Raw genomic sequence first — 1,160 nt, 5'->3', positions numbered from 1 at the left:
AATCAGCACCATGGACGAATATGTACCATAGCTGAGGGCAGGGTGTCAAGAAAAAATTCCTATCGGGAAAGGCGGTCTTTGATTGATCTGCGTTAGGAGTCCTCATCTCAGCCGATCGGCCTATTGTGGGCGGCTGTGGAAGGTATATGATTGCAGGCTAATATTAATCGCCGGATTGCTTCGATCAGATGCTGCCGGATGGTTGCTGCCGGTTGACCTCTGGTCCTCCACGATCCGGATCGCGCTCACGAAGCGTGAGCGCGGCAAGGGAGGAATGCCATGCCGGACGTCAAATGGGCCATGAAGGCGCGCGAATTCATCAATTGCAACTGCGCCTATGGCTGCCCGTGCCAGTTCAACGCCATGCCGACATACGGATTCTGCCAGGCGGTCGCCGGCATGGAAATCGAGAGCGGCCATCACGGCGACACCAAGCTCGACGGGTTGCGGTTCGTCGGGATTTTCAGCTGGCCCGGCGCCATACACCAGGGCGGGGGTGAAGCCGCGGTGGTCATCGACGAGAGGGCGACGGAAGCCCAACGTGGCGCGCTGCTTCGCATATTGGGCGGTCTGGACACCGAGCCAGGTGCAACGATATTTCAGGTCTTTTCGACCACGCTGGAGAAATTCCACGATCCGATCTTCGCGCCGATCGAATTCAAAATCGACGTCGACGCGCGAACCAGTCAGCTGCATGTCGAGGGTATAACCGACGGTCGCGGCGAGCCGATCCGGAATCCGGTCACCGGCGCCGCGCACCAGGCGCGCATCGACTTGCCGCACGGCTTCGAATACGCGATCGCCGAGGTCGGGCGCGGCTGGACCAAGGCGACGGGCCCGATCAAGTTCGAACTGGCCGATACGCACAGCCATTTCGCCAATCTGCATCTTACGCAGAGCGGCATCGTGCATTGACCTGATCCAATGGGCGATACGGCCCTCGAGGCGGTGCTGAGGCGCGATCGCGCGGTCGTGATGGCCGCGCTCGTGGTGATTGCCGTGCTCGCCTGGGCCTATGTGCTGTGGCTCGCCGCCACCATGGTCATGCCCGGCTCCCCCTTGCCGGATAGCGGAGGCGGCGACATGGCCGGCATGGATATGGCCGGCATGGATATGGGCGCCGCCATGGCGCCCGGCTTCCGGCCCTGGGCATTGGGCGA

At 61.9% G+C, this 1,160-nt stretch carries 1 protein-coding gene and 1 pseudogene; both read left to right on the top strand.

All coding sequences use genetic code 11. The features are described from left to right. The first annotated feature begins 279 nt into the window (after positions 1-279). On the top strand, positions 280-915 hold the full coding sequence (locus tag EN984_RS35405) for a DUF1326 domain-containing protein (protein ID WP_127269117.1): 636 nt from the start codon (positions 280-282) through the stop codon (positions 913-915). Positions 916-924: 9 nt separating this feature from the next. Beyond that, positions 925-1,160 (top strand): annotated as a pseudogene (locus tag EN984_RS35400) (DUF2182 domain-containing protein); the annotation flags it as partial.

Source organism: Mesorhizobium sp. M7A.F.Ca.CA.004.12.1.1 (assembly GCF_003997835.1).
Lineage (GTDB): Bacteria > Pseudomonadota > Alphaproteobacteria > Rhizobiales > Rhizobiaceae > Mesorhizobium.
The sequence above is the reverse complement of the archived record's forward strand: the minus strand, read 5'-3'. Positions and strand labels throughout refer to the sequence as shown.

Coding starts and splice junctions, on each gene's coding strand:
- EN984_RS35405 (WP_127269117.1), top strand. CDS start 280: ATGCCGGACGTCAAATGGGCCATGAAGGCGCGCGAATTCATCAATTGC.